20 protein-coding genes are annotated in these 21553 nt (G+C 66.8%); all 20 read left to right on the top strand.

All coding sequences use genetic code 11. The annotated features are described in order from the left end of the window. The first annotated feature begins 21 nt into the window (after positions 1-21). The 20 genes from ACN8HC_RS06295 (at position 22) to ACN8HC_RS06200 (ending at position 21552) form a co-directional block, all read left to right on the top strand. Positions 22-720 (top strand): SAF domain-containing protein, encoded by a 699-nt coding sequence (locus tag ACN8HC_RS06295; protein WP_188835754.1) that lies wholly within the window; start codon positions 22-24, stop codon positions 718-720. A 125-nt stretch (positions 721-845) separates the two neighbouring features. After that, positions 846-1511 carry a hypothetical protein gene (locus ACN8HC_RS06290; protein WP_490074003.1) on the top strand — a complete coding sequence of 222 codons (666 nt, stop codon included), beginning with the start codon at positions 846-848 and terminating at the stop codon, positions 1509-1511. Further along, complete coding sequence (locus ACN8HC_RS06285; RefSeq protein ID WP_188835756.1) at positions 1508-3058, top strand: TadA family conjugal transfer-associated ATPase; 1551 nt, start codon at positions 1508-1510, stop codon at positions 3056-3058. The genes ACN8HC_RS06290 and ACN8HC_RS06285 overlap by 4 nt, the downstream gene beginning before the upstream one ends. Further along, positions 3055-3927 carry a type II secretion system F family protein gene (locus ACN8HC_RS06280; RefSeq protein ID WP_229749459.1) on the top strand — a complete coding sequence of 291 codons (873 nt, stop codon included), beginning with the start codon at positions 3055-3057 and terminating at the stop codon, positions 3925-3927. Before ACN8HC_RS06285 ends, ACN8HC_RS06280 begins: the two co-directional genes overlap by 4 nt. Further along, positions 3924-4838: a hypothetical protein gene (locus tag ACN8HC_RS06275; protein WP_229749460.1), complete on the top strand. Its 915-nt coding sequence runs from the start codon at positions 3924-3926 to the stop codon at positions 4836-4838. The genes ACN8HC_RS06280 and ACN8HC_RS06275 overlap by 4 nt, the downstream gene beginning before the upstream one ends. Before the next feature lie 80 nt (positions 4839-4918). After that, entirely contained in the window at positions 4919-5143 is a 225-nt protein-coding gene (locus tag ACN8HC_RS06270; protein ID WP_188835757.1) for a hypothetical protein, read from the top strand. Positions 5144-5160: 17 nt separating this feature from the next. Beyond that, entirely contained in the window at positions 5161-5583 is a 423-nt protein-coding gene (locus ACN8HC_RS06265; protein WP_188835758.1) for a TadE/TadG family type IV pilus assembly protein, read from the top strand. After that, entirely contained in the window at positions 5580-6035 is a 456-nt protein-coding gene (locus ACN8HC_RS06260; protein WP_229749461.1) for a TadE family protein, read from the top strand. The genes ACN8HC_RS06265 and ACN8HC_RS06260 overlap by 4 nt, the downstream gene beginning before the upstream one ends. Next, positions 6035-6463, top strand: a complete 429-nt coding sequence (locus tag ACN8HC_RS06255) for a pilus assembly protein TadG-related protein (protein ID WP_188835759.1) — start codon at positions 6035-6037, stop codon at positions 6461-6463. Before ACN8HC_RS06260 ends, ACN8HC_RS06255 begins: the two co-directional genes overlap by 1 nt. Positions 6464-6542: 79 nt before the next feature. Continuing rightward, on the top strand, positions 6543-9806 hold the full coding sequence (locus tag ACN8HC_RS06250; RefSeq protein ID WP_188835760.1) for a LysM peptidoglycan-binding domain-containing protein: 3264 nt from the start codon (positions 6543-6545) through the stop codon (positions 9804-9806). A 53-nt stretch (positions 9807-9859) separates the two neighbouring features. Then, positions 9860-10345 carry a macro domain-containing protein gene (locus tag ACN8HC_RS06245; protein ID WP_490074002.1) on the top strand — a complete coding sequence of 162 codons (486 nt, stop codon included), beginning with the start codon at positions 9860-9862 and terminating at the stop codon, positions 10343-10345. A 76-nt stretch (positions 10346-10421) separates the two neighbouring features. Beyond that, positions 10422-13166: a UvrD-helicase domain-containing protein gene (locus ACN8HC_RS06240; RefSeq protein ID WP_490074001.1), complete on the top strand. Its 2745-nt coding sequence runs from the start codon at positions 10422-10424 to the stop codon at positions 13164-13166. A 434-nt stretch (positions 13167-13600) separates the two neighbouring features. Continuing rightward, positions 13601-14437, top strand: coding sequence for a hypothetical protein (locus ACN8HC_RS06235; RefSeq protein WP_188835762.1), 837 nt, complete (start codon positions 13601-13603; stop codon positions 14435-14437). Positions 14438-14490: 53 nt separating this feature from the next. Continuing rightward, positions 14491-14721, top strand: coding sequence for a hypothetical protein (locus ACN8HC_RS06230; protein ID WP_148043232.1), 231 nt, complete (start codon positions 14491-14493; stop codon positions 14719-14721). A 221-nt stretch (positions 14722-14942) separates the two neighbouring features. Next, complete coding sequence (locus ACN8HC_RS06225) at positions 14943-15602, top strand: hypothetical protein (RefSeq protein ID WP_188835763.1); 660 nt, start codon at positions 14943-14945, stop codon at positions 15600-15602. Then, entirely contained in the window at positions 15599-15898 is a 300-nt protein-coding gene (locus ACN8HC_RS06220; protein ID WP_229749464.1) for a hypothetical protein, read from the top strand. The genes ACN8HC_RS06225 and ACN8HC_RS06220 overlap by 4 nt, the downstream gene beginning before the upstream one ends. Beyond that, positions 15898-16728, top strand: a complete 831-nt coding sequence (locus ACN8HC_RS06215; RefSeq protein ID WP_188835764.1) for a hypothetical protein — start codon at positions 15898-15900, stop codon at positions 16726-16728. Before ACN8HC_RS06220 ends, ACN8HC_RS06215 begins: the two co-directional genes overlap by 1 nt. Next, positions 16728-18380, top strand: coding sequence for a TrbL/VirB6 family protein (locus ACN8HC_RS06210; protein WP_188835765.1), 1653 nt, complete (start codon positions 16728-16730; stop codon positions 18378-18380). The genes ACN8HC_RS06215 and ACN8HC_RS06210 overlap by 1 nt, the downstream gene beginning before the upstream one ends. 32 nt (positions 18381-18412) lie before the next feature. Then, positions 18413-19924, top strand: coding sequence for an SCO6880 family protein (locus ACN8HC_RS06205; RefSeq protein ID WP_188835766.1), 1512 nt, complete (start codon positions 18413-18415; stop codon positions 19922-19924). Between the two features lie 110 nt (positions 19925-20034). After that, entirely contained in the window at positions 20035-21552 is a 1518-nt protein-coding gene (locus ACN8HC_RS06200; RefSeq protein WP_188835767.1) for an ATP-binding protein, read from the top strand. The last annotated feature ends 1 nt before the right edge of the window (position 21553 follow it).

The raw sequence follows: 21553 nt of genomic DNA, 5'->3' as shown, positions 1-21553 counted from the left end.
AGAAGTAACTGGGGAGACATCATGGTCATCGCGACCGAGGAACAGCAGCAGTCGAGACGCCGGAACGCGAAGAGCCCGACGGAGGAACCGAACAGCCACGAGCAGGTGGTCGCCGCGCCGACCAAGCTCCGCAGAAGGCCGGTCCTGATCGCCGCCTCGGTGGCAGCGGTATGCCTGGGCGCACTGCTCGGCATGATGGCGTACACCTCGGCGAGCTCGGCGAAGGAGGTTATTGCGCTTCGGACGATCGTCCATCGCGGTGACGTCATCCAGCGCAACGACCTCATGACCGTCCGGCTGAGGGCAGACAGCGGTGTGACGCCAGTGTCCGGCAATGACATCAGCCAGGTCGTCGGCAAACGTGCCGCATACGACATGGCCGCAGGCGGGTTGCTCACCTGGAGCGCGGTGACCAGCACCCTTGTGCCGGCAAGTGGGCAGTCCGTCGTTGGCGTCGGTGTCACTCCGGGGCAGCTGCCAGCTATCGCCCTGCAGCCGGGAGACAACATTCGCGTGATCACAACGCCAGGCGGCCAAGGCGGCTCCACAGCGGCAACTACACGGGCTTCGACAACCGCGACGGTCGTCGATGTGCAAGCCGGGGGCAGTGCGGGTCAGCAGGTCGTCGACGTCGCCGTTCCCGACTCGCAGGCCGCCGAACTGGCCGTGCAGGCCTCAACGGGCAAGGTCGCGATCGTGCTGGATTCTCGGGAGCACTGATGGCCGTTGTGACGTTGATGTCGGCCTCGGGCTCACCCGGAGTCACCAGCACGGCCCTCGGCATGGCGGTGTGCTGGCCTCGACCGGTCGTTCTTGTCGAAGCCGACCCCACGGGTGGGAGCAGTGTGCTGGCCGGATTCTTCCGCGGTGAAGTTGCGAGCTCCCGCGGACTCATCGACTTGGCGTTGGCGCACCGCAGCGGCGCCCTTGCTGACGCGGTCGCGACGAATGTAATCCCGATTCAGGGATCGACGGTGATGCTCCTGGCTGGTGTGCGCAATCACGCTCAGTCCCGCAGCTTGGTCGACGTGTGGGAGCCCTTGCTGGCCGTGTTGCGTGGGCTCGAACGAACGGGCCAGGACGTGATCGTTGACGCGGGCCGGCTGGGGATGACCAACTCACCCGATGCGCTGATTTACGGATCCGACCTGACCCTGTTCACGACGAGGACAAATTTGCCGTCCTTGGCCGGAGCCCGATCCTGGGCGAACACTTTGCACGATGCCTTCGAGCGGCGGGGCGCGCTGCAACAACTGCGAACACTGCTGATCGGCAAAGGCCGCCCGTATGGCCCGGCGGAGGTCGCGAAAGTGCTGCAGATCCCCGTGGCCGCAACCGTTCCGTGGGAACCGGAGATGGCTGAAGTGTTCTCCAACGGCGCGCACAAGCCCCGCAAATTCGACAGCGCCTCACTGGTTCGCGGCATACGTGCGACCTGCGCGGCCGCGGAAGGAGCTATCGCAGCCAATCGCGCTGAGTTGGGCACCGCGGAGACGGGAGCACGCGCATGACCGCAAACCCCCATGAGGGGCCGAGCGACCCGACTGACCCGACCGCCATCCCAGACCCGACCGCGCTTCCACTGTTTGCCGAGCCTGAAGCTGGCGGGCAGGTCGAGTCGATCGACCATGCTCGCTCCCGGCTCAGCTCCCGGCCGGAACGGATTCGCTCGGGCGAAAACCCATTCGTTACTCCACGGCGACGCGGTGCGACCGCCCACGCCGACATTGATTGGTCGTTGGTGGCCGCGTTCCGCAAGCAGGCCTCGGACAAGCTCCTGACCGCTCTGGGTGACGAGCGAGTTGGCCTGGACGAGCGGTCGCGGCGGGAGCTTGGCCGCACGATCATCCTCGAACTCCTGGAGGACTCCGCGCAGGACGCCGTTGCGGACGGAGACAACGCGTGGACTCTCGACGAGCAGCAGCGGCTCGCGGAAGCCATCTATAACGCATTGTTCGGGCTGGGGCGTCTGCAACCGATTGTCGATGACGACGAGGTCGAGAACGTCGAAATCTACGGCGCCGAGGACGTGATGTTGGAGTACGCCGACGGCAGCCTTCGCGCAGGTCCCCCGGTAGCCGACTCCGACGAAGAGCTGTTGGAGTTCCTGACCTTCTTGGCATCGCGCAGTGAAGGCAACACACGACCGTTTTCCGAGGCGCAGCCGAGGCTGCATATGCGATTGGACGGCGGAGCCCGCATGGCTGCGGTTGCCTGGAACACGCCGCGTCCGGCAGTGGTGATCCGGCGACACCGGCTGCAACAGGTCGACTTGGATCAACTGCGCGACAACGGCACGCTCAGCGACTTGCAGGTCACTTTCCTGCGTGCGGCGGTGAAGGCGAAGAAGTCCATCGTGGTGGCAGGCGACCAAGGTGCTGGCAAGACCACGCTGGTGCGTGCGCTGTGCGCCGAGTTCGACCCATACGAGCGGATCGGGACGTTCGAGACCGAGTATGAGCTGCACCTGCACGAGTTCGGTAAGAAGCACCGGCGGATCGTGCCGTTCGAGGCGCGCCCGGGCTCGGGGGAGATCGGTCCAGACGGCCGCCCCGCCGGTGAGGTCACCCTCGACGAGCTGCTGTACGACTCGTTTCGGTTCAACCTGTCACGACAGATCGTCGGTGAGGTTCGCGGCAAGGAAGTCATCGCCATGATCAAGGCGATGCAGTCCGGCACAGGCTCGATCAGCACCACGCACGCTGGCAGCGCCTCGGGCGCGATCCGCAAGCTGATCACGTGCGCGATGGAAGCCGGCGCACACGTGACACCGGAGTACGCGACCCGCGCCATCGCTGAACACATCGATCTGGTCGTCTACGTGAATTTGGAAACGGGCAACGCACAAGACGGCCAGACAAAGCGCAAGCGGTGGGTCTCCGAGATCGTGGCCGTCGAACCTGGCGAGAAGGAGATCGGTTACGCCATTACGCACGTGTTCCGCCCGAGCCCCCGTGGGCCCGGGACCGCGGCGGTGCTCCCCGACCATCTGCGCGACCTGGAGGCCTTCGGTTTCGATACTCGAGCCTTCGAGATCGAGAGCCAGGGGCGAGCATGATGACGCCGTTCATCCCGGCAATGGCTGGCGCGCTGATCCTGGGTGGCGTGCTTGGCACCATCCTCGGCTTCCGCCGCACCCCCGAGAAGCCGCCTGCGCCGGCCCGGACCCGATTGCCGCTCGTGGCCAGGCTCGCACAAACGTCTCCCCAGACGCGAGCCTTGCTACTCGGCGGGGCCGGCGCAGGCCTCATCATCGCCCTCCTGACCGGATGGATCATCGCGATCGCCGCCGTCCCAGCGGCCGTCGTCGGTCTGCCCGCGCTGCTGTCATCGAAAGGTGCGGCTGCGAAGATCGATCGCCTCGAAGCACTCGAGGACTGGATCCGCTCCCTGGCCGGCGTCCTGACCGTGGGAGTCGGCCTCGAGCAGGGGCTGATCGCCACGGGCCGGTCCGTGCCCGAACCGATCGCACCCGAGGTGAATCTTCTCGTCCGGCGACTGCAAGCCCGCTGGAACACCGAGGACGCATTGCGGGCGTTCGCCGACGACCTCGATGACCCCACCGGTGACCTGGTCGCGGCGAACCTGATCCTCGGCGCACGACGCCGCGGCCGCGGCCTGGCCAGTGTGCTGGAGGCCCTCGCCGCATCCGTCGCCGCTGACGTCCGTGCCCGCCGGCAGATTGAGGCGGACCGTGCCAAGCCACGCTCTACCGCGCGGTGGGTGACGACCATCACTGCAGGCGTCCTGGTCTTCCTCGCGATGACCGGGCAGTACGTCGCCCCGTACAGAACACCGATCGGCGAAGCGATCGCCGGGCTGCTCCTGTGTGCATACGTCGCGACTTTGATCTGGATGCGCCGGATGGCCGAGGGCGAAGAGATCCCCCGGTTCATCGGGACCGAAGTGAAAGAGAACGCCGCATGATCACTACCGGATTCCAGCTGGCGTTGCTCGGTGGAGCGCTGATCGCGCTCGGCGTGGTATGTCTCGTCTGGCGGTTCATCCCAGCAGAGCCAGACCTTGCTGATGCCCTGGACAGGCTCTCGCCCGAACACGGACGCCGAACCACAACCGCACTACTGGCCGAACCCGCGGACCGCACGGAGCGCCTGGGCAGGTGGGCCATGAAGACCTTTCCGGCCGCAGCGTGGGCGCGCACCCCCACCAAAGAACTGGCGATCCTGCGGATTCCGGTGGCCAGGTTCTACGGCGAGAAGCTGATGTTTGCCGCGGTCGGCCTGGTCATCCCGCCGTTCTTCACCTTTCTGCTGGGTGTATTCGGATTCCAGCCGCCGATCGTTCTCCCGGTCATCGCCACGATCGCCCTGGCTGCCGTGATGTTCTTCATCCCAGATCTGAACGCACGCGACGAAGCGAAAAAGTCGCGAGCGGAGTTCTCTCGCGCGCTAGGCGCCTACATCGATCTGGTCGCGCTCGAGCGCAACAGCAGCAGCGGGTCACGCCAAGCGATGGAAGTAGCCGCAGCAGTAGGAGATAGCTGGGTGTTCAGACGTCTCAGCGAAGAACTCGCACGGTCCCGGTGGAACGGCGTCGCTCCGTGGGACGCCCTCAAAGGCCTGGCCGACGAACTCGGCTTGCCGGAGCTGGAGGACCTGGCCAGCATCCTTCGGCTCTCCGGCGAGGAAGACGCCCAGACCTACAACCAGCTGCGGGCACGCTCTGCGTCGCTGCGAGCCGCCATGCTCAACACCGAGCTCGCCAAGGCGAACGAGATCGGTGAACGGATGAGCATCCCGATGTCGCTTCTCGGGGTCATCTTCATGGCGTTACTTGTCGCGCCGGCCTTGCTGCGAGTCATGGGAGGCGGGGTCTGACATCGCACACCGAACCGCCCAGCCATCCCCAACCGACACCTTTGACCAACGATCACCGAACCACCAGAAAGGGCGACATCATGACCTACCTGATCGCAACACTCCACACCCTGGGAATGCGCCTGACCGACAAAGGCAATGAGCTGTCGGACCGTGCCAAGACGACCTTGCGTGAGCATGACAACGAAGCCGGCTCCCTGACGATGGAGAACGTCCTGTGGGCCGTCGCCATCATCATCATCGTCGGGATCGCCGTCGGCGCCATCACGGCATACGTCAAGTCGAAGGCCGGGACCCTGAAGTAGGCAAGAGGCGACCCAGGATGACCGTGACCAGCATCTGCGGGCGGCTGCGCCGCCGGGTTCTGCCCGCCCACGGGTCGGGTGACCGCGGTATGGCCACCATTCAGATGGTGCTCCTGCTGCCCGCCGTGCTCGCCGTCCTGTTCGCCGGGATGCAGGCCGCACTCTGGTATCACGCCAGGGCGGTCGCCATCGCAGCCGCGCAGGAGGGCGCACGTGCGGCCGGAGCACAGTACGGAACCGCCGGTGCAGGAACCGTGGAAGCCGCCGGACTCCTCGCCGATGCGGGACCAGGCGTCATTTCTGCTACCTCGGTACACAGTTCGCGCAGTGCGACCACCGCGACGGTGACCGTCTCGGGCAGCAGCATGAGCGTCATACCCGGCTGGACGATCGCCGTGCACCAGAGCGCGACTGTGCCCGTGGAACGGATCACCGGATGATGCCCATGGGACGAGTGTTGGCCAAGGCAACACATCGGCACGAAGACGAGGGCTCGGCAGTCATCGAGGCGGTGATCGGCGTACCCGCGTTCATGTTGTTCGTCGGGCTCATCATCTTCGGCGGACGGACGATCATGGCGCATCAAGCCGTGGAGTCCGCGGCCGCAGACGCGGCCCGCACGGCATCCATCGCCCGCAGTGCGGGCGACGCGAGCGGTACAGCGACGGCTGCCGGGGCCGCAAGTCTGAAAAACCAACAAGTGCAGTGCATTACGCAGAGTGTGACGGTCGACACTGCTGGCTTCAGCGCGCCCGTTGGCACCCCGGCACGGGTGACGGCAACCGTCACATGCCGGGTGAATCTGTCGGATCTGTCCATACCCGGGGTACCAGGATCCTTGACAGTCACTGAGTCGGCGACTAGCCCCATCGACACCTTCAGGGAGCGGTGATGAGGCGGTTACTTCGTACCGACCCAGAGCGCGGCTCGATCAGCGTGCTGATCATGACCGCCAGTGTGATGATGGTGATCCTGGTCGGCCTCGCGGTCGATCTCACCGGGCAAGTGCACGCCGAGCAGCGCGCCCGCGACGTCGCCGCGCAGGCCGCGCGCGCCGCCGGCGAACAGGTGACAGCCAACTCGGCGATCCGTGGCGACACCCTCAGCGTCAACACCACGCAGGCAGCCGCGGCCGCCGAGCAGTATCTCGCGGCGGCGGGGGTACACGGCAGCGTCACCGTGCATGGAAGCACGCTGACCGTGACCACGCATGACCAGTACGCGACGAAGTTCCTGTCGGTCATCGGCCTGAACAGCTTTCCGGTGACCGGACACAGCACCGCGCACCTGGAGCGGGTGCAGAACGGTGCCCGAGGTTAGGCGCACAACATGGGCGCCAAGCGGCAGCAGCCGACATCTGGCGTATGAACGGGCTCGCCGAGAGAGGAACAGACGAACGATGAACAACATTCGCCAACGTGCCGCAGGGCTCATGGCCCTCTTGGCGATCGTCGGGATCGTCGTCGCGCTGCCGCTGGTTCTTCTGGCTGTCGGTGCCGACCCGTTGCCGCACACCGTCCCGTCCTGGGAGACGATTCGCACCACGCTGATTAGCCCGGACGATGGCACGCTGGCGCTCAGCGTCATCAAGATCATTGCCTGGGCAAGCTGGGCATTCCTCAGCCTGTCGATTCTGGTGGAAGTGGTGTCGCGGATCCGCGGCATCCACGCTCCCACCTTACCGGGCTTGCGCATGCCGCAGTCCGCGGCCCGCGGCCTGGTCGGCGCCGCGATCATGCTCTTCGCGGCATCCCCGGTTGTGGCGCAGGCCGCGAACGCGGCACCCTTGCCGGCGCACCAGGTCGCGACTGCATCCACCCATGCCACCGTCGACACGCACACCGCCAAAGCGGAGCACAAGCGATCGGAGCGCGCAGCAGCAGCCCCGGAGGCACGCTCACCGAGCGCGCCGACGGTGAAATACACCGTGCAACGCGGCGACAGCCTGTGGTCGATCGCCCGGGAGTACCTGGGCTCGGGACAGAGGTACACCGAGATCGCAGCGGTCAACCACCAGACACTCGGCGACAACCCGGGCTTCCTGAAGCCCGGGTGGGTGCTGCTGGTCCCGGACGAGAGCGGGCCGCCTGCCCACGAGCATGTCGTGACCGTCAAGCCGGGCGACACCCTCAGCGGCATCGCCGAACACGAGCTCGGCGATGCCGACCAGGTTCCCGAGATCGTCGCCGCCACAGCTCAGACGATCCAGCCGGGCGGGGCGCACCTGACCAACCCGAACCTCATCGAGCCGGGATGGAAAATCGTCATACCCGGTAGGACCGGTGCAACCAACCACCCCAAGTTGTCGCGCCCGACAGGCCACGCCACCCCGCGCAACTCGCCGCGGCGTCATACTCCGCCCGCGTCATCTGCGCCCGCAGCACCGAGCGTTCAGCCGCCGGCCACGCAGCCGGCGCAGCCCCTTCCGGTGACACCGACGCCACCGGCGCACGTCCCGTCAGGCGACAGCACACCACGGGGAAATGACGTACACCAGGCCGCAGCCGCAGGAGTCCACCAGGAATCCACGGCGCCCTGGATGCTGACTGGCCTGACTGGCGCTGGGATGGTCCTGGCCGGGGGACTGTGGATGGCCCTGCGCCGCCGCCGCGCAGCACAGTTCCGCGCCCGGCGCCCCGGAAAGACGATCGCCGTCCCGCCGCCGGAACTCGCCGCGGTGGAGAAGACGATCGTCACCGTGAGCGCGCAGGCAGTGCCGATGGTGGTCCAGATCGACGCCATCCTGCGTCATCTCGCTGTGCAGACCCAGGACGACACGATGCCGTCCATCGCTGCCCTGCAGTGGACCCCGGAGCAGACCGTGCTGCACCTGAGCGACGCGGCCACCCTGCCCGTCCCGTGGACAGGGACCGACGACGGGTTGCACTGGACGATGACCGCCGAAGCGGCCGATGGCCTGGTCACGGGCAGCGACGACGAGTATGACGACCGGGCCGCCCCATTGCCCATGCTGGTCGCCATCGGCAGCGGCGACGAGGGCGACGTTTGGCTGATCAACCTGGAGGACTTCGGTGCACTGAACATCAGCGGCGATGTCGAACGCGGACGCGAATTCGTCCGCTACTTGGTGGCCGAACTCGCCGTGAATGACTGGTCCGAAGGTGTGCGTGTCGACTGCGTCGGCATCGCCGACGGCCTCGACCAGCTCGACCCCGCCAGGATCCGGCTGCACCCAGACACTGAACGGAGGGACATCGCCGCCGAACTGCTGGCCGACGCGATCGGCACTCTCGAACAGGCCGGAGGAGTCGACGTCACCACGGCCCGCGCACACCGGCACGGCGATGACGCCTGGCAGGCGCGCGTGATGATCGTCGACCTCGCCGGCCGGCAACCCAGCAAAGAACTACGTCAGGTTCTCGAGCTCATCGAAAGCCACCCGGGGCTGACCGGCACCGCCGTTCTACTCAACCGCAGCGGAGCTAGCGATGATCACCTCGTCGAGGTCGAACTGCACATCGATACCGACGGCAGGGTCTCCATGCCGGCGGTCGGCCTGGAACTCGCTGCGGTCACCCTCACGCGGGAGGAGGCGCAAGGATGCGCGCAGGTGTTCGGGCAGGCCGACGAGCCCGACACCGACATACCGGTCGCCGAAAACGCGGCCGGCTGGCACGCGTTCGTGAACGAAGCCGGAGCGTTGCGCGAGGAGTACACCCTTGAGCGGACCGCCGATGCCGACGATGCCCACAGCGTGCTCGCCGGGGATGACCAGGAGTACGTCACACTGGCCGCAACGACACCGGAGGATCTGGCCGTCCTGGCGCCCAAGATCCCGGACGCCGTCCGGGATCAGCTGCACGAGACCGACCCGGACCTGGACGCCGACGTCGAGGCATGGTTCAGCGATGACTGTGCGAGACCACGGCTCAGCGTGCTCGGCCCGGTCTCGGCTCGCACCCGCGGCGATGCCGTCGCAGTGGCTAAACGCAAGGCGTACTACACCGAACTACTCGCCTACCTCGTGACACGCCCTGCTGGCGTGACTCCGGCCCAGCTGGGGGAGGTCTTCAACATCGCCGACGGCACCGTCAGGCGTGACGTCAATACGCTGCGGGAATGGCTGGGCACCGATCCCGTGACCGGACAGAAATACCTTCCCGGAGCCAAGGAGTCCGCGGCGGCCAGGGAGCGTGGGATGGGCGTCTATCAGGTCAGTGGTGTTCTCTTCGACGGCGACCTGTTCCGCCGGTTGCGGGCACGCGGCGAGGCCAGAGGCGCTGACGGCATGCAAGACCTGCGCCGTGCCCTGACACTCGTCTCCGGCATCCCGTTCGACCAACTGCGCACCGGTGGTGGAGCCTGGCTGACCGAGGGAGACCGGCTCGACCATCACATGGTGTGCGGCATCGTCGACGTCGCACACATGGTCACCACCGAGGCGCTACGCAACGGCGATGTCACCACCGCGCGAGCAGCCGCCGAAACCGCCGCCCTTGCGGCCCCTCGCGAGGAGATCCCGCGCCTTGACCTCGCGGCCGTCGCCGCCGCAGAGGGACACAACGCGGAGGCGGAACGCATCCTGCGCGCCGGCGTGGTCAACCGTTCGGACGACGGACTGGCACCCACGGAGCTATCAGAGCGCACGGAAACGATCATCCGCAACCGCAACTGGCTGAACCCTGACAAAGCCGCCAGCTGATGCCGGGCCAACGATGCGACCCCACCCCGGAACAAGTTCCGGCCGCGGTGAGGGTGCACAAGATCTCTGGCGACCTGGCGCAGATGGACAACGTCGACGCCCTGGTCAACCCCTGGAACCGCAACTACATGCCGCGCTGGCTGCTGTTCCCCGGCGGGGTGAGCAGGGCATTGAAACGCCGCACCGGACCCGGGCCGTGGAAACAGCTCGCCCGCGCCGGGGTTCTCCCCGTGGGCGGGTGCGTGATCACGGATGCGGGGCACCTGAGCGAACACACCAAACTCATCCACGTCGCCGGACTGAATCTGGTCTGGAGAGCCACCGAGGCGACGGTCGATGCGTCGGTGCACACCGTCATACGGGCAGCGGTCGCCCACCAGATGCACCGCATCGCGATGCCGCTGATCGGGTCCGGGTCCGGCGGCCTGGACCGTGCGTCATCCCTGCACTGCATCCAAAAAGCACTCGGCAACTACACCCACGGACACCCGATCGACGTCCTCGTCGTCGAGCACGACGACGCGTTTGATCACCTCTGACCGGCCCGCTACAGGCCCGGCTGTCAGGGCGGCTGTGCACGATGGTGCATCGTCGGGTGAATCGGGGAGGACCACCATGCAGGTACAGCCGTCGTTCTGGGCTCGGATGTTCGGGCACGACTGGGTCGCTACCCCCGACGGCCCGCGGCTGCGAGTCAGCTGGCCGACCATGGGGTGGCACATCCTCGCCGGCGCGGCGCTACGGGAGCGCACCATCGACCGAGCATGGCCATGGTCGGTCGTAGCCGTCCCAGCAGAGGCATATACCGCGCTGGGTGGCTTGAACCGGGAGACACGGCGCGCACTCGACGATGTGATCGGGCAGGTGATCGCCGAGGCTGATCGACTCGAGCGGCTCAGCGCAACGTTCATCGCGGATGGCCACCAGGTGCAGCAGTGGCGAGAGGGCGTATTGCGCGACCTGGACACGCTGCGCAACCGGTGGATCCCCCGTGAGCTGGCCGCACGCTGGCTGGCGGACCGCCCGGACCTGGCCAGCCCGGTGTTCGACCAAGTCCGCAGCGAGCCCGAACTGGCTGGTTTCCTGGCCACGCAACCGGCATCGCTACTGCAAGCGATCCACACCTGGGAGCACACCGATATCCCGATCTGGGTAGCCGAGCGCAACCAGGAATTCCTGGCCGTTGAGCGGGTGCACATGAAGAACTTCTTCGACACGATCGAGAAGTCGCCACTGACCGAGGAGCAGATCAGTTCCGTCGCGATGTGCGACAACAGCGTGCGAGTGATCGCCGCAGCCGGATCCGGCAAAACCTCGACAATGGTTGCTCGCGCCGGGTACACCCTCGCGCGGGGCATCGCCGAACCCGGACAAATCCTGATGTTGGCGTTCAACAAGGCAGCCGCTGACGAGCTGCACCAACGTGTGGTGGAACGCCTCCACACCCACAGGCTCGATGGCGAACAGATCAAAGCCACCACCTTCCACTCGTTCGGGCTCGAGGTCATCGGCCAGGCCACCGGCCGCAAGCCAAGGGTCCCCGGCGACCTGGTGGATCTGAACGGGGCCAAGCGGATGGAACGTGTCGTCGACCGGCTGAGGGACCGCGACGAGACGTTTCGGCGGACGTGGGATCTGTTCCGGCTCGTGTTCGGCCAACCGCTGAGTGATTTCGGTGTACCCGGCCGCCCGGAGGACCACGACAAGATCACCGGCATACGCGGGTACCGCACACTGAACGACGAAGTGGTCAAAAGCCAAGAAGAACGCCTCATCGCGAACTGGCTCTTCTACCACGGCGTCCGGTACGAGTATGAACGCCCGTACGAAGTGGGCACTGCGACAGCCCGGCACGGCCAGTACCACCCGGACTTCTACTACCCGGACATCGACGCCTACCACGAGCATTGGGCCATCGACCGCGATGGCAACCCACCTCCGACCTTCGAGGGTTACCGCGAGGGCATGCGCTGGAAACGGCAGATGCACCAAGCGCACGGGACCACCCTGCTGGAGACCACCTCCGCATCCGTGCGCGACGGCAGCGGATTCGACTACCTCGCCACCCAGTTACGAGCACGCGGTCTCGTGATCGACGACAGCTACCACGAAATTCAGCACATCCCTGGACGTGAACCGGTGGAGGACGCGAGCATCATCCGGTTGTTCCGGACCGTGCTCGCCCACGCCAAGAGCAACCAGCTGTCCAGCGTGGACCTACGCCAGCGGGCGGCGTCGGCCACCGGGCGCATCCCGATCCGCACCGAACTGTTCCTGCAGCTCTATCGAGCGATCCACCAGGAATGGCAGCGCCAGCTCGCGGCCGCCAATCAGGTCGACTTCGACGACATGCTCAAACAGGCATCCGAGATCATCGAAGCCGGCCGATGGGCCAACCCCTACACCATGGTCCTGGTCGACGAACTGCAGGACAGCAGCTGCGCGAGGGCGTGGCTCGTCCGTGCTCTGACGGCCGGGCCGGATCGACACCTTCTGGGGGTCGGCGACGACTGGCAGGCGATCAACAGATTCGCAGGCGCCGACCTGTCCGTGATGACCGACTTCGCCACCTGGTTCGGGCAAGGCCCGACAGTCCACCTGAGCCGGACGTTCCGCTCGCCCCAATCGTTGTGCGATGTGGCCGGGGAGTTCGTCGCCAAGAACCCTGCGCAGCTGGAGAAGCAAGTCTCCTCGGTCCAACGGGAAGACCCGCCCACGCTGCAAGCGATCGCGGTCAACACGGGCGATGAGTATCCCGCGGCCCTGGAGGATTACCTGACCGGGCTCAGTCAGCAGCATGCAGGCGACGCGAAACCTGCCAGCGTCTTCGTGCTCGGGCGCTATAGACACACGCTCGAGCGCGTTGCCGACTTGTGTGACCGTAGCCGGCCGCACCTGACCGTAAGCGCCGACACCATTCATAAGTCAAAAGGCAAAGAAGCTGACTATGTCGTCGTACTAGATCTCATTTCCGGTGCCGCGTACTCCTTCCCCAGCACCATCGAGGACGACCCGCTGCTGCGCCTGGCCCAACCCGGCGCGGACCGATTTCCCGACGCCGAAGAACGACGCCTCTTCTATGTTGCGCTGACCCGCGCGCGTAAAGCCGTACTGCTGTTGACCACAAAGTTCCGGGAATCCACATTCTTGATGGAACTGTTCAACGATAAGAAGGTGACGATCCACAATCGGGACGGAGAAACCGACGACCCGATTCCATGCCCGGATTGCCGGGTCAACCCGGTGGTGCTGAAATCCGGGTCAAACGGCGACTTCTACGGGTGCGTCACCTGGCCGGCATGCAACGGGAAGTACCAGACCTGGGAGATCGAACAGCAGCGCGAGTCCACGAGCCCGTGACCCCAGTGCTCTGCGAGAAGGTCGGGCTCGCTGACTGAAGCGCAGGCGACACGGGCGGCGTCCGGTACTCCGCACGTCACGTGACCTGGACCGCGCGCCGTGTGGATCCCACCCGGGATGTCGGCCCGGCCGCGGCTCAGCCCCGGGTTGGCGACCCTCGCGCCGACGCAGCGAGATCAACTTCCTCGGCCGCGCGCAACCAGTCCACTGCTCGGTTAGTTGCTCGCAGTGCACGACGAAGCACCCGGAAAAGCGCTTCGTTCGCCCCCGTTGCAACCCCTTCGCGCAAATGACTTGGGGAACGTGCATCGCTGCAGGTCAGCGGACCGTTCCCCCTGGGTCGCGGGTTCGTTCCCCCCGTCAGGGGGAACGAAACAGGAAACGTCCGCAGGCCATCTTCTGCCGTGTTCGACACACGACTGAAGGAGCGGGCTATGACCCATGCGGACTTCCCCCAGAGCGGGATCGCGAACCTACTGGGCATTGGCGAGAGCAGCGAGTTGCTGCGAGATGCGGCGCGACGCTGGTCGACCTGGGCCGAGCAGTACCCGGTGCTCGCCGAGGCGACCGACGCCGCATCATTCTTCGAGCTCCGCGTCGGGTCTCAACTCGACGCGCCCGACACCCAAGCCGGCCTGCACGCCCTGGCAACCCTCGGCGCGGTCGACGGGGGCAATGACACCGCAGCCGCCGCCGCTCTCGCACTGCAACTGATCCCGGGAATGATCACACTCGCCCAGCAACTGCAGCGAGGCATCGGATCTCAATACGTCGATCAGGTCATCGCGTCGCAGTTGTGGCTGGAAATCCGCTCATTCCCCTGGCGCCGGCTCGAAAAGGTCTCCGGGAACATTTACATGAACGTCAGGCACCACGTCCTGGCTGAACTCGGAGTCCGCTCGCACGTCGAGCGGGACGACATCACGTGGGCGCGGACCACGCCAACGGACGTCACCGAAAGAATGCGGCCGGAACGGGAGGAACTACCCGCCGATGAGGACCCCGCAGAAGAAGTAGTCAGGATTCTTTCCTGGGCGTGCAAGAACGGAACACTTTCGACATACGACCGCGATCTGATGCTGAGCCTGGTCGAAGCAGCAGACCGCGAACCTCCCACCCGAACCGGCCGCAGCGGTGGACTGCTGAGCAACCGCGCCAGCCGGCAGATCGCGCGCAGTTTCGGGACCTCCGAACAGACCGTCCGCCGGCGCGTGCGCAACAGCATTGATGCCTTGAGCGCGGCCTGCTCCCGAGGGCAGATCCCGGCATGAACAGTGAGCGCCAAGTCCGATCCGACCGCTCGTGCAGGTCGGAGGTGATCACGATGCCGCAGCACGACCGGGGCCAAGGAAGGGCCGCTCGCACACCAGCTGACATTGCACGGCTGTTCGACCTCGCGGGAAGCGAAGCCGCCGCCATCCGTGAACTCGATGGCTGCGTGGCGCGGCTGCACGAGGTCCAAGCGGCCAAGGTCGCCTTGAGGGACTTGACGGCCGACGAACTGCGGGCGGCGCTGGCGTCCCGGCGGGCCGTACTCGGCGGTGAGGGCGCATGACGACCATCACGCAACGACGCCGAAGCGCCGTATCGGTCGATGAGCTGAAACGGGCGTGGCAGGCCGTCGCGGCCGGCGAGTTCCGCCGCGGCCACCTCGTCCGAAGCGAACCTCAGGGGCCGGGGCCTGGGCCTAACACCAAGCCCACGCCGACGGCCGCGAGCACCCTTCAAGGGTCCTGCTCGACATGGGAGGCGCCCCCCGGGGAAACGATCCTGCCGGTGCTGCCGTGCACCGACTCCCTCACTGCGGCAGCCGTCGCGCTGGCGATCGCCACCGCCTCGGGCACGCCGGCAAGGGTCATCGAGTGCGGGTCGTCGACCGGGTCCGACCTGGCGGGGGCGAGCACAGCAGAACTCGGTCGGCACGGTCCATGGATCCGGGGCACGCGCGGCACCGTCCTCATCGACCGGGTCAGCACCATGCTCGGGACGGCCGCAGAAGTGCCCGTGCCCGCAGACCCCGACCGGGTGCTGCAGCTGACCGTGCTGGCCGCCGGATGGGAATTCGGCCACGCCGCCGCCTCGTCTGGATGGCTCGGCGAAGCGGTCCGCGGCGCCGAGCACGTCGTGCTGGCCACGACCGCAACCGTGCCCGGTCTGCGCCGTCTGGAAACGGCACTCGACCTGTTGGACGCCGGCCAACCGGTCGCGGCGGTCCTTGGATCGCGACGGCGCAAGTGGGACAAGGCCGTCGCACACAGTCAGGGCCCGCTCACCCGCGCCCTCGACGCCAGCGGCCGGCTCCTGGATCTGCCCACCGATTCGGACCTGGCCATCCGCGGCCTGTGTTCGCGGCCGCTGCCCACATCGCTGACAGCGGCCGCTGAAGACCTCCTGCAACTGGTCACCAGCCACAACTTCGAAAGGGAACTCTCATGATGAATCACATCGCCGCGAAGGCCAGCACGCTTGCCGCCGCCGTCTGCCCAAAGGCACCGAAAGGGGCATCCGCGCCGGTGAACGACATCAAGGGTTACGTCATGTGGGGCGTGATCGTCCTGTTCTTCCTCGGCATCGTCGCCGGGATCGGAGGCGTCGTCGCCGGTCGGGTGTTCTCGATGCCGCACGCGTCCAAGGTTGCCCTGGTCGGGCTGGTTGTGGTCTTCGTCGCCGCCATCGGCTACAAGGTGCTGCCCGCCATGTTGAACGGCATCATGGGGAGCGGGTGCATCTGATGTCCAGCGACATCAGCGGCGAGGCATGGGGGCGTACGCGACTGCTGACGGTCGTCGCCGGCGTCGCCGCGGTCTGCGTCGCCCTGGTGGCCGGGCTCGGCTTCGCCGTCTACTACGCCTTCGCATCCTCATCGCCCACAAGCTCCATCAACCCCCGACCGAAGTCCGTCCCGTCGCCGCATCCGACGAGCGCTCTCGGGTCGGCCCACCGCAACGAAGTCGCCGCGGCGCCCATGCTCGCGGTCGACCAGAGCGCCGCGGACCCGGGCACACCAGCCGCCGTGCCGGCCCCGGCCATCACCATTTCGGCCGGCCCACGGTCCGGGCCGGCCGGGATCAACACCGGATTCCCACACACCCCGCACGGTGCGGTCGGGCAGCTGGCGGCGATCGAGACCGCGGTGCTGCAGAACATGAACATCGCCACCACCAATCAGATCTACGACGCGTGGGCGCTACCGGGCGGTGACGGGGTCGCCAAGTGGCCGCTGATGCAGAACGTGCAGGCCTTCCTCGGCAGTGCGCAGATGGGCTCACAGATCGATCCCACCAGCGCCGTCGTCGCCACGCCGCAAGGAGCCCAGATCAAAGGAACCGACGGCCCGGATTGGACGGTGGCCTGCGTCCTGATGCAGGTGCGCGCGTCAATCTCCAAGGACGCACAGATCGGCTACGGCTACTGCGAACGCATGCAATGGTCACCGTCAAACGGGCGCTGGATGATTGCGCCGGGGACTCCGGCCGGGCAAGCGCCGTCGACGTGGCCCGGCACCGAGGTGAGCAAGAAGGCCGGGTGGCTCACCTGGTCCGGTGCGGGAGCTGACAACTGATGCTGCACACGGGCATCGCCATCCAGACCGACGCCTGGGGCTGGGTCTCCAAACTGAACCCCTTCAGCTACTTGGCCGGCGAGGCCGGAAAGGTAGTCGCCGGCGGCTGGACCGCAGCCATGCTCGGCCTGTGGAACGCCGGGTTGTGGCTGCTGCAGCTCGTGCTGAACTTCATGGACGCGTTCCTGGTGCCGGATCTAAGCGAAAACGGCCCCGGCTCGCAGGTGTACCAAACCACCTTCTGGATCGCCGGTGCCCTGGTGGGCCTCATGACATTGGTCCAGCTCGGCACCGCCGCGATCCGCCGCGACGGCCGCAGTCTGGCGACTGTCGCTATCGGTACCGCCCAGTTCGTCGGTGTTTGGGGCGCCGGGATCACCTACGGCGTCGCCGTCGTCGCAGCATGCGGCGGTCTCACCCGGGCCCTGATGAGCGGCCTGCTGCACGTCAACTCCTGGTCGCTGTGGCACCCCTGGAAGGAGATCTCCACTAAGAACATCACCGACGGCACTGTCGCCACCGTGCTCGGGGTGATGGGCTTGTTCGTGATCCTCGCGGCTTTCGGGCACTTCATGGTCATGCTGGCCCGTGCGGGCGCGCTCATTGTGCTCGCCGCGACCACGCCGATCTCCGCTGCGGGCCTGGTAGCAGACGCTGGCAAGGCCTGGTTCTGGAAATCGCTGCGCTGGTTCCACGCCGCCGCACTCAGCCCCGTGCTGATGATCCTGGTGCTCGGTATCGGCGTGAAGATGGCCGGCGGGGTCGCCACTGGGCTGACCGACTCGACGCAGAAGTCGATCGGCACGGCCCTGCCGAGCGTGGTGCTGATCTGCATCGGGGTGTTCAGCCCGCTGGCGTTGTTCAAATTGCTGGCGTTCGTGGACCCGGGCACGTCTTCCGGCGCCGGAATGCGAGCCGGCCTCGGCGCGATGGGCGGGGTCTCTGGCCTTCTCGGCGGAAAAGCAAGTGGCTCCAGCAACGGCGGGGCAAACGCCGGATCCGCGGCATCGACCAGCGACGAGGACGGCAAATCTCAAGGCGAGAGTTCGAGCGAGGAACAAGCGTCAGGCCGATTCCAGAAGATGCTCAGCGGGCTCGGACCCGGACTTGGCCAGGCTGCCTCGAAAACACTGGGCGGGATGCAGAACCTGGGGACCAAGGGCGCGTCCATCGGCACCGACCTGACCAACCAGATGGGTGTCGGGCACAACACCTACCAGCCTGACTTTTCCACCGCGAAGAAGAACAAGGGCGGCGACGGAAAGTCGAACAACGGCTCAGACTCATCCAAGACCTCGTCCAAGACCGGACCCGGCAATGACGGCGGACAGGACGACAACACCCAGCCACCGACCGGGCCGACGCCGCCACCCAGCACCGGCTCGCAAGGCAACGGCGGCGATGACAGCACGCCGCAGCCCCCGACCGGAACCAACGACCAGGGCAACGACCAGGGCAGCCGCGACCCGATCAGCGAAGGGATCAGCGGACAGAACACCCTTCCGCCCACCGGCAACACGCCGATCACCAAGGACGGCGCCCCCGCGGATGGCTCATCCGGCGGCAACAGCCCCGGCGGTGGTGCCGGTGCGGGCGAGGGTGGAGCGGCCGCCGGCGGCAGCGGTGGTGCCGCCGCGGTCCCGGTGGCCTGACACACAACCACGGCAACTGAAAGGAGACGCCGATGACGTCGCAGATCTACAACGACTACACCAGAGCGAAGATCGGCTGGTTCTTCGGCCTGCACGGCTGGCAGGTGACGGTGCTGGCCGTCGGGATACTCCCGTTCTTCTGGTCCCTCGGGAACGCTGCGTGGTTGGCGGCGGCGCTCTTCGTGGTCATCTGGGCGGTGTTGGCGGTCATTACCGTCACACCGGTCCTTGGCCGCTCCGCGACCGGGTGGGCGTTGCGGGTCACCGGGTTCTCGCTCGGCGCCGTGCTCAAGTTCAGCCTCTTCACGAGCAAGGGCGCTGAAGGCAAGATTGAGGACCTTGCCGAGCCGGATCTGCCGGGGGTGCTGCAACCGGCCCAGATCCACGACGGCCCGCCGCACGGCGCCGCAATGGCACGCGTCGCCGTGATCCAGAATCACGCCACACGCACTTGGGCCGTCACCGCTACCGTCGTCCACCCCGGCATCGGGATGATGGAGGCGCTGGCACGCAACCAGACCGGTCGCGGCCTGAGCGAGATGCTCGAAGCGGCCGAACGCACCGAGCTCGTCGACGAGGTCATATTCATGGTCCGGTCGGTGCCCGAGGACGGCGCCGAGCGCGACCAATGGGTCGAACGGCACCGGAACCTGGACGGGCCGCAGCTGGCGCGGACTGTCAACGACGGTTTGAAGCAAGGGCTGGGTATGGCGTCGGTGCGCACCGAGGCGTACTGCACGCTCGTGGTACCAGAGTCTCGGATCGCCAAGGTTGCCAAGGAATCCGGTGGCGGGGTCGAAGGGCGCGCCCGAGCGCTCTACGGGCTGATGGGCGAGATGGAGGCGCAGCTGCGCGGTGCGATGGGTATGACGACGGTCAACTGGCTCACCTCACCCGAGCTCGCTTTGGCCTGTCGCACCGGCTTCGCGCCCGGGGACCGTGCCGCCATCATCGACGCGTTGGGCGAACGGGAACGAGACCCGAAGGTGAACGCCGATATCCCGTGGGCGATGGCCGGCCCGTCCGGTGCAGATCCCGCGTTCCGCCACTACTCGCACGACGCCTGGAACTCGATCAGTTCGACGATCAAGTTGCCGGCGAAAGGCGCGGTCATGGGCGCCCTCGCGCCGGTGCTCACCCCGGGCGAACCGGGGGAGCGGCGCTCCTTTGTGGTGGTGTACCCGATCGCCAAGCAGGGCAAGGCTGAACGGCAAAGCAACAACGCCGAGTGGGCCGCGGACGTCGGCGGATCCTTGAAGCAGAAGCTGGGCGTGAAGGTGCGGGCCAAGCAGCAGGCGGAGACCGGGAAGGTGCGCGGTCTCGACGGCAAGCTGGCGCAGGGCAACGCGCTCATCCACCCCTACGCGATCGCCACGGTCACCGTGGCGAAGACCCAACGGGTGGCGGAGTACGGCCGCAGGTTGGACGCCTCGATCCGGCGCGCCGGGTTCGCCCCGCTGCGACTGGACCTGGCGCAGGACACAGCGTTCATCGCGGCCACTGTGCCGATGGGTATCAGCCTCACCCGCCGCGGCGGCGGGTGAGGCCCCGCCCGTGAGCGTGAAGCGGCGGCTCCTGCCCTCTGTGGGGTGGGAGCCGCTTTCGCGGCAGCTCCCTGGGCAGCGATCACGACCACAGACCAGGAGACCCGCGGATGCGACGACGAGTGAAGGCCGGCGCCGGCCGTGACGTGGCGACTTTGCTGTCTGACTTCGGGCACGAGGTCCCCCGGCTGCCGCAGGAGGCTCCCGCCCCCAAGGAGCCGCGACTGTTCCGGCACACGCCTCGAGGCGGTGCACTGCGCGCCGGCCGCGGCCACGGTCCGGTCACTGCTCCGGTGGCCTCTTGGCGGATGACCAGCGAGCAGGCGCCGGTCTTCTGGCCGTTCATCGCCGCCCCCGGCCTTCCCCCGACCGGTGCCCAGATGGGCATCGACGAACTGTCCGGCGGCAGCTTCTTCGCCGACCCCCTGGGCTGGACCCTCGACGACAGCGTCCCGGTCACCAACGGCAACATCTTCTCCTTCGGCAAACCCGGCCGCGGCAAGAGCGGCACCACCAAGGCGTTCTGCCTGAGAATGATGGACTTCAACTACCGAACACTGGTGTGCGGTGACCCGAAGGACGAGTACGAGCCGCTGTGCCGTGCCCTGAACGTCGAACCGTTCGCCGTCGGTCACGGTATGCCGACCCGGATCAACCCGATCTCATTCGGTCCGTTGGGCGAGGGATGGGCCGACCTCACACCGCAGGAGGCACAGCGACGCGCCTCGATCGTGTTCGGCCGGTGGCTGACACTGGTCCGTGGGCTGGTCGGCTCGCAGAAGATCGGTGACAAGCACGTGCCGTTCGGGCCCACCGACGAGACCGTCGTGAAGGCGGCACTGCAGATCCTCACCGGGTACAGCTCGGGACAGAGCCAGCTCGTCGAGGTCACCATCCCCGAGTTGTGGGAGCTGCTCAACAACCCCACGGCCCAACTGATCGAGGACTGCCGGTACTCCTCTGAACGACACTTCTGGGACGAAACCCGTTTGCTGCGTGACGCATTGGGTCAGTTGGTGTCCGGCGCCCTCGCAGGCCTCTTCGACGACCACACCACCATCCAGGTCGACTGGAAGGCGCCGATCCAGTCATTGAGCCTGTCCCGGCTGGAGCCCCTCGGAGACGAAGCGGTCGGGATCGCACTCACCTGCGTGAACAGCTGGGCACGTGGCATGCGCGAAATGTCCAGTCCCGGCGACCTGCGGATCGTGGTCCGCGACGAGTCGTGGAAGCAGCTGCGCCTGGGAACCGAAGCCGTGAAGTCGTTCGACGCGGACCTGCGGCTGAGTCGCACCCATGGGGACATCCAGTTCGCGGTCGGGCACAAGCCGTCCGACCTGCTGTCTGCCGGTGACGCCGGCTCGCAGGCGGTGGCGATCGCCAAGGACCTGCTGCACCTGGCCGACATCAAGATCCTGCTCGGCCAGGACGCCGGCGTCGCAGACGAACTGGAACGCCTCCTTGAGCTCGGACCGATCGCACGCAGGCTGGTCACCGGCTGGGGCATGCAGGGGAAAGGCCGCGCGGTGTGGTGCGTCGGCGAGCAGATGTACAAGGTGCAAACCGTCTTGCACCCGATCGAAAAGGACCTCACCTACACCAACGACGCGATCGCCGCGGCGGCGTGAC

The organism is Flexivirga sp. YIM B11880 (assembly GCF_058148645.1).
This window is presented reverse-complemented; position numbering and strand designations above follow the sequence as displayed.